General features: G+C 76.4%; 5 protein-coding genes. 1 reads left to right on the top strand and 4 read right to left on the bottom strand.

Annotated elements, in window-relative coordinates:
• Positions 1-244, bottom strand: a 244-nt coding sequence (locus RIF68_RS21090; protein ID WP_309052849.1) for a DeoR family transcriptional regulator, incomplete at its 3' end; no start/stop codon positions are given.
• A 133-nt stretch (positions 245-377) separates the two neighbouring features.
• On the opposite strand from RIF68_RS21090, the gene RIF68_RS21095 reads away from it, so the two are divergent.
• Positions 378-2,885, top strand: coding sequence for a hypothetical protein (locus RIF68_RS21095; RefSeq protein WP_309052850.1), 2,508 nt, complete (start codon positions 378-380; stop codon positions 2,883-2,885).
• Positions 2,886-2,903: 18 nt separating this feature from the next.
• Here the strand turns inward: RIF68_RS21095 and RIF68_RS21100 are convergent, their stop codons facing one another.
• The 3 genes from RIF68_RS21100 to RIF68_RS21110 form a co-directional block, all read right to left on the bottom strand.
• The gene (locus tag RIF68_RS21100) at positions 2,904-5,351 is read right to left on the bottom strand and encodes a right-handed parallel beta-helix repeat-containing protein (protein ID WP_309052851.1); all 2,448 of its coding nucleotides are present in this window, start codon (positions 5,349-5,351) and stop codon (positions 2,904-2,906) included.
• A 217-nt stretch (positions 5,352-5,568) separates the two neighbouring features.
• A complete protein-coding gene (locus RIF68_RS21105) occupies positions 5,569-6,177 on the bottom strand; it encodes a hypothetical protein (protein ID WP_309052852.1) in 609 nt (202 codons plus the stop codon).
• 116 nt (positions 6,178-6,293) lie between these two features.
• Positions 6,294-7,118: an MOSC N-terminal beta barrel domain-containing protein gene (locus RIF68_RS21110; protein ID WP_309052853.1), complete on the bottom strand. Its 825-nt coding sequence runs from the start codon at positions 7,116-7,118 to the stop codon at positions 6,294-6,296.
• Between the last annotated feature and the right edge of the window lie 43 nt (positions 7,119-7,161).

Below are 7,161 nucleotides of genomic sequence, written 5' to 3' on the forward strand. Positions count from 1 at the left end.
CCAGCACCGACTTCGCCTCGAAGCCCGGCTCGTGCGTGCTCGCCTCGACGACCGGCACGGCCCCGCCGTGCACCTTGGCCACCACGCCCTGCCGGGCCAGGACGTCCAGGTCCCGGCGGATCGTCATGTCCGAGACGCTCAGCCGGCGGGTCAGCTCGTTGACCCGTACGCCGCCTCGCCGCCGTACCTCTTCGAGGATCAGGGCGCGCCGCTGCTCCGCGAGGAGGTTCTGGTTGTCAGTCACCGCCGGGGCCGGTCCTTCCGCAGGAGACAAGGGGATGGGCGTCGGATTCGGTGAGAGGCGTGCGCGCGGGCACGGCACTCCGCGATCCTGTTCCCGACGTCGCATCCTCCCATCCACGAGAGGAAGTCCTTCAGTGTCCCCTGCCACACCCGCCCCGGACAGCGGGGGCGCGGCGCTCGAACTCCTCGTGCACGGAGTCGGCGGAGCCACCCCTCAGGACATGCTCGACGACCCCAGGACCGTACGGGTGACCGGCGACCGGACCGCCGCCGTGTACCGGCGCGCCGAGGACCGGCACGCGGAGCTGAGCCCCGAGCGGTTCGCGGCCGGGCCCGTACCGGAGGCGTACTGCTGGTCCAACCTCACCTCCGGCGACGGCGCCCGGGCGTTATGGCTGCTGCTCCTGCCCTTCATGGTCGTCAACCTCGCGCACTGGATGCGCCCGCCCGCCCGGGGCCGGCGGCCCGGCCTCGTCCGGCTCTACGGGGTCCTCGTCCGGCTCGTCGCCCTGACCCTCACCGTCCTGCTCACCGCCGCGGCCTGCGAGGTCGCGCTCGATCTGACGGCCTGGCAGTGCGCCGGCGCCGCCACCTGCGCCGACGCCCACTCCTGGCTGGGTTTCCTCTCCGTGGAGCGCGGCGGCTGGTGGTCGCAGCCGGGCCGCCGGCTCGCCGCGGCCGCCCTGCTGCCCACCGCCCTCGTGGGCCTGCTCTGGTACCTCTCCCACCGCACGTGGAGCGCCTACGAGGCCCAGCGCCCGCCCACCGGCCACGACGAGCCGGCCCCGGAACCGGCACCCGCCGCCGGCCCCGGCCCCGGCTCCACCTCCGCGCCCACGCCCGGTCCCGACGGGGGCCAGGCCGCCCGTCAGGAGCCGCGGCCCCCGCTCGGACGCCCCGGGTTCTGGTACGGGCGGCGCATCGTCGCCCGGCTCCGCGCCGCGCACACCGCCGCGGGCTTCCTCACGGTCACCGCCGCCCTCCTCGCGGCGCCCGGCCGGCAGGACACGGGCGGGCGAGCGGCCCTCGGCACGGCCCTCCAGGTGGCCCTCGCCCTCCTGACGGTGATCGTCGTGCGGGTCGTCTGCCGCCGGGGTCGCACCGAACACCGCCTGGACCTGCGCGTGGAGCGAGCCCTCGTCACCTGGCTCCCCGGCGCCTCGCTGGCCCTGCTGGTGCTCGCCGCCCTCCACTCGGCCTGGTCCCGCCCCGGCAGCGTCTCCACCGGCACCCTGCCCGGCGACGCCTTCTTCGGCTCCCTCACCCTGGCGCAGGGCGGCCTGGTCGTCGCCCTCGGCGTGGTCGCCCTCCTCCTGCGCCGGCCGCCCCGGAACGCCGGCCCGCACCCGGGCGCCCCGGACGCCGGCACCGGTGGCGCACGCTCCCGGACCGTTCTGCGCGGGCTCGGCGGGCCCGCCGTCGCGATGCTCGCCTGCGCGCTCGGCGGGGTGATGTCCGGCGGGGTCGCCCAGCGCGTCGCCGACTGGCTCGACGGCCCGGCCACCCCCGGCATGGGGGAGGGCCCGCTGATCGGCCCGCCCGTGCTGCTCAGCTGGCAGGCCTCCGTCATCCCCGTCCTGCTCCTGCTGCTCGCCGTGCCGGCGGCCGTCCTCGCCGTCCGTACCGCGTGCGCCGCCCGGCGGCTGCGGGCCGTCGTGGAAGCCGACTACGCGGCCGAGCGCGGGGACGAGCGCCCGGACCCGGTCCGTACGGCGCGGATCGCGGCCTGCCGGGCCCGCGCCTCGCTCACGGACGCGGCGCCGGTGCTCGTCGGTGTCGTCTCCGCCACCGCCCTCCTCCTCGGCGCGGCGTCCGTCGTCGGCGCCTGGGCCAGCGGCAACGTGCCGGGCCGCGCCTTCGACGGAGCGCACCCCGCCGTCGCCTCCCTCGCCTCCGCCACGCAGGCCCTGGGCTCCTGGATGGTCGGCTTCGGCTTCCTCCTCTTCGTCACCTGGGGCCGCCGCGCCTACCGGGACGTCTCCGCCCGCCGCACCATCGGCATCCTGTGGGACGTCGGCACCTTCTGGCCGCGCGCCGCCCATCCCTTCGCCCCGCCCTGCTACGCCGAGCGGGCCGTGCCCGACCTCACGTGGCGGATGAGCTCCTGGACCCGGCGCACCGGCGGCAGGCTCGTCATCTCCGGCCACTCCCAGGGCAGCGTCCTCGCCGCGGCAGCCGTCTGGCAGCTGCCGCCCACGACCCGGGGCCGGGTGGCGCTCCTCACCTACGGTTCGCCCCTGGAACGGCTGTACGGGCGCTGGTTCCCCGCCTACTTCGGGCCCGAGGCGCTGCGCGGACTGCACCGCACCGTCGACTGCTGGCACAACCTCCACCGGGCCACCGACCCCATCGGCGGGCCCGTCCTGGTCCCCGCCGAGGACGGCAGACCCGCCGTCGACGCGCCCGTCCTCCTCGATCCGGTGGCGTACGGACGCACCCGGGACCACCCGCTGCCGGAACCCATCCTGGGCCACTCCGACTACCAGGCCGATCCCGCCTTCGCCGAGCACCGCACCGCCCTCCTCGACCGGCTGCTGCCGGCCGTCCCCCGGCAGCGCGACCCCGCCGAGCGCGCGGACCACTCCGGCCGTCCCGGCCACCTCCGGGCCCAGCCGCCCGACCGGCCCCACCCGCCGCGGTGACCCGGCCGGCCCCCGCCCTCAGGGCAGGTCCGGCAGGTCCTCCGGATACAGCAGCGTCAGGTCGTCCGTGCTCGCCTCGGTGAGCGCGGCGACCCGGCCCGCGTGCCGCTCCACCATCGACTCGAAGGTCTGGCGGGCCGTGCGCCCGTTGCCGAACGCCGGACCCTTCGGCAGCTTGGTGAAGTACGTCAGGAGCGCTTCGTCCGTCCCCGGCGCGAGCCGGTACTCGTGCTCGTCCGCCTGCTGCCCCACGATCCGCAGCAGCTCCTCCGGTTCGTAGTCCCCGAAGGTGATGGTCCGGGAGAAACGCGAGGCCACACCCGGGTTGACGGTGAGGAACCGCTCCATCTCGGCGGTGTACCCGGCGACGATCACCACGACCGCGTCCCGGTGGTCCTCCATCAGCTTCACCAGCGTGTCGATCGCCTCGCGCCCGAAGTCGCGCCCCGAGTCCTCCGGCGACAGCGCGTACGCCTCGTCCACGAACAGCACCCCGCCGCGCGCCCGGTCGAACGCCTCCTGCGTACGGATCGCCGTCGAACCGATGTGTTCGCCGACCAGGTCCACCCGGGAGACCTCCACCAGGTGCCCCCGCTCCAGAACGCCCAGGGAGGCCAGGATCTCGCCGTAGAGGCGCGCCACCGTGGTCTTGCCCGTGCCGGGGTTGCCGGTGAAGACCAGATGACGGCGGACGGACGCGGCCTTCAGGCCCGCCTCCTGGCGCCGCCGCCCCACCTCGATCATGTTGATGAGCGTCCGCACCTCGTGCTTGACGCTCTCCAGCCCCACCAGCGCGTCCAGTTCGCCGAGGACGTCCTTCGAGGGGCGCGGCTCGGCCACCGGCGCGGCGGCCGGCTCCGCCGCGGGGACGGTGGTGCGGGGACCCGGCACCGTACCGAGCAGCCCGGCCGGCGCGGGCGCGCCCGTCAGGACCGCTCGGCCCGCCGCACCCGCCGGGCCGGTCCCGCCCGGCCCGGCGTCCGGCACGGAGGAGCGGACCGCGCTCTCGTCGCCGGTGCACTCCTCCGCGACCACGCCCTCCTCCGGGAACTCGTAACCGCCGCGCGCGCACCGCTCCGTACGGCACCGGCGCAGAGCGGTGCGGCAGCCGTCCGTCACGTGGAAGCCGTAGCCGCCGCTGCCCGTGACCCGGCAGGCGACGAAGGAACCACGGCCCTCCGCCGACACGTAGAACCCGGCCTCGGCCGGATTCGTCACCACGCACCGTTCGATCATCGGGTCGGCGCCCTTGGTGACGATGACCCCGGTCTGCACGGCGTCGATCGCGCAGCCGTTCAGGGTGCCGCCGCTGCCGTGGTCGCGGAACCAGGCGCCGGTGGACGCCTCCCGGATCCGGCAGTCGTCGAGTTGCGCGGTCGCCCCGTCGCTGACCGACACGGCCGTGTTCCGCACCTGCGACAGATCGCTGTCGACGACGTCCACGCGCGAGCCCCGGTCGAGCACGAAGAGGGCGTCCGGTACGTCGTGGACGCGGCAGGCGTCGAGCACGGCGGTGGCCCCGTCGCTCACCCACACCGCCGGGTAGTCGCCCGTACTGTCGTGGATCTCGCACTGGTCGGCGTCCACCCGGGTGCCCGGGTCCCACACGGACAGGCCGTTGCGGCCGAAACGGCGCACGGTCGACCGGGTGAGCGTGAGGACCGACCGGGACCGCAGGTCGACCGCGTTCTCCGGCACGTCGTGGATGTCGCAGTCGGAGAGCGTCAGCACGGCGTCGGTGTCCAGGGTGATGCCGTCCGCCGTCGTGCGGTGCACCGAGGAGTCGGTGAGGTGCGCGGTGGCGCGGGCCGCGATCCGCAGTCCGGCGCCCTTGATCTCGTACACCTCGCAGCCCACGCCCTCCAGGCCGCTGCCCTCGCCGGTGACGGTGATCCCGGCGCCGGAGGCGTGGTGCACCCGGCAGCGTTCGAGGCGTGGATGCGCCCCGCCGTGCACCGAGACCCCGGCCTGGCCGGCGCAGACCACCTCGCACTCCTCGAAGACGCCGCCCGCCCCGTCCACCACGGCGATGCCGACGCCGGCCGGGTTGTCGACCGTGCAGCGGCGCACCGTCGGCCGGGCGCTGCCCCGCACCTCGATGCCGGCGGCGGAGCGGGTCATGATGCGCAGGTCCAGGAGCTCGGGCGTGCCGTCCTCCACGAGCACCGCGGGCGCCGCCATGTCCTGTCCCTCGATGTGCAGGTCCTGGAGGGTCACCGAGGCGCGTACCGTCAGCGGCACCCCGTCCGGCGGCGCGATCCGCACCGGGCCGGCCCCGCCGTCGGCGCCGCGCAGGGTGACCGCCCGCCGCAGCACCAGGTTCTCCCGGTACGTGCCGGGGGCGACGGTGAGGACGTCGCCGTCCCCCGCGGCCTCCAGGGCCGCGGCGAGGGAGGGGTACTCGCCGGTGCGGCGCCGCCACCGCGACGTGCCGGTGTGCGTCACCTGGACCGTGCCCTGTGCCATGGGTGTGCCCTGCCCCCGCCTCGTGCCTCGTCGGTGAACCGGTGCCCACCGTAGCGCGCCGGGCCCCGGGGGGTTGACGGGTCGTCGGGGCCCACTCCCACGGGTGGCGCGGGGCATGGACGGGAGGGCGCGGGGCGGGCACCACCACGCGGGCGGCCCCGGCGCGCGGGCTCCGGGCACCCGCCGGCTCCCCGTACCCGGGCGCGGGAGGGCCGGATCAGCTGCCCGTGCCCGTACGCCCCCAGTCGGGACCGGCCTCGGCCCACGCCCGGTCCAGCTTCGCGTACCGCAGCCGCGTCAGTCCCCGTACGACCGTCCGCCGGGCCGCCTCCACCGCCAGACCGGTGAGGACGGCGGCCATCAGCCCCCCGATGACGGCGTGGGCGCGGGCGGTGTCCGCCCGCATCGGGGGCGCGACGGGGGCGCCCCGCCGGTCGGTCCAGATCGGCAGGACGTCACCGGGAGCGGCGGAGCCCCCGACGGTGGTCACCGTGCCGGTACGTCCCGAGCCGTCGGGCGCGGTCCAGCGCGCCACCACCGGCCGGCGCGCCCGCTGCTCGCCCGAGCCGTCCCCGGAACCGGGCCCGTGCGCGGGCCGGTCGGCGGGCCGCACCACGCGGGCCGTCACCGGCAGCCGCTGCTCCCGCTGGGCGCGCAGCGTGCGGTCGAGGGAGGCCTGCGCGGAGGAGCCCGCGGCCCAGCCGGCCAGCGGTACGGCGACGCACAGGAGGACGAGCGCCACCAGGGCGGTCCACGCCTCGATCAGATCGGTGGTCCGGCGCAGGGGGTTGTGCCGCCGGCGCCGGAGTCCGGTGGCCGCGCGCACCCGGGGACCCCCTCGTTCTCGGCCGTTCCTCCTCACGAGTGTGCCCCCGGGAGCGGGCCCGCTCCCGCCGGACGCGACGGGAACCGGGTGAGGGTGCTGTGCGGGCCGCGTCGGGGTCAGCCGAGGATCGTCACCGGGTCGCCGACGCGGATCGTGCCGGTGGTGTCCGGGATCAGGTTCTGGCCGAAGACCAGCCGGCCGTCGAGCTTGCGATGGCGGGCGAGGGTCCGCAGGGGTTCCTTGCCACGGGCGGCGGTGGCCTGGTCGGTGGTGGTGACGACGCACCGCCCGCAGGGCTTGGCGACGCGGAAGGTGACCTCCCCGACGGCGAGCCGGGTCCAGCCGTCCTCCGCCCACGGGGCCGTGCCCTCCACGACCAGGTTCGGCCGGAAGCGGTCCATGGGCAGCGGGCCCTCGTCCGCGTGGTCGCCCCGCGCGAGGAGGGAGTTGAGGGCGTCGAGGGAGGCGGTGGTGGTGACGAGCAGCGGGTAGCCGTCGGCGAGGGTCACGGTCTCGCCCGGCCGGGCGTACCCCGGCTCGATCGGCCGCCGGTGCTCGGGCGCGTCCAGATGCACCAGACGGACGCGGTCCTCCAGGTGGCCGGAGAACCAGGCGTCGGCGGCGGCGCCGGCCGGCACGGCCTCCACGGCCGTGTCGAATATGTCCACCGTCACGGTCGACCGGGGCGCCGGCACGCCCACGGCCAGCGCTTCACGGCCGGGCGCGGACAGCACGATCCCGCCGTCCGGCTCCTGTTCGGCCGTGGCCAGCGCCATCCGGGGGTGCCGGCGCTGGGTCACGACCTTGCCGTCGCCGTCCACGACGGCCCACCGCCGGTCGCCCGCGAGCCCCCAGGGCTGCACCTCGGCCTCGTCGCGCGCCAGGGCGCGCAGCGACTTCACCGGGTGGATGTGCAGGGAGCGGACAGCGGGATGCGACATGCGCCCATCCTGCCAGCCGTCCCCTCACCGCCGCGGGCCGACG

The sequence above is a fragment of the Streptomyces sp. genome (assembly GCF_031178505.1).
GTDB lineage: Bacteria > Actinomycetota > Actinomycetes > Streptomycetales > Streptomycetaceae > Streptomyces > Streptomyces gulbargensis.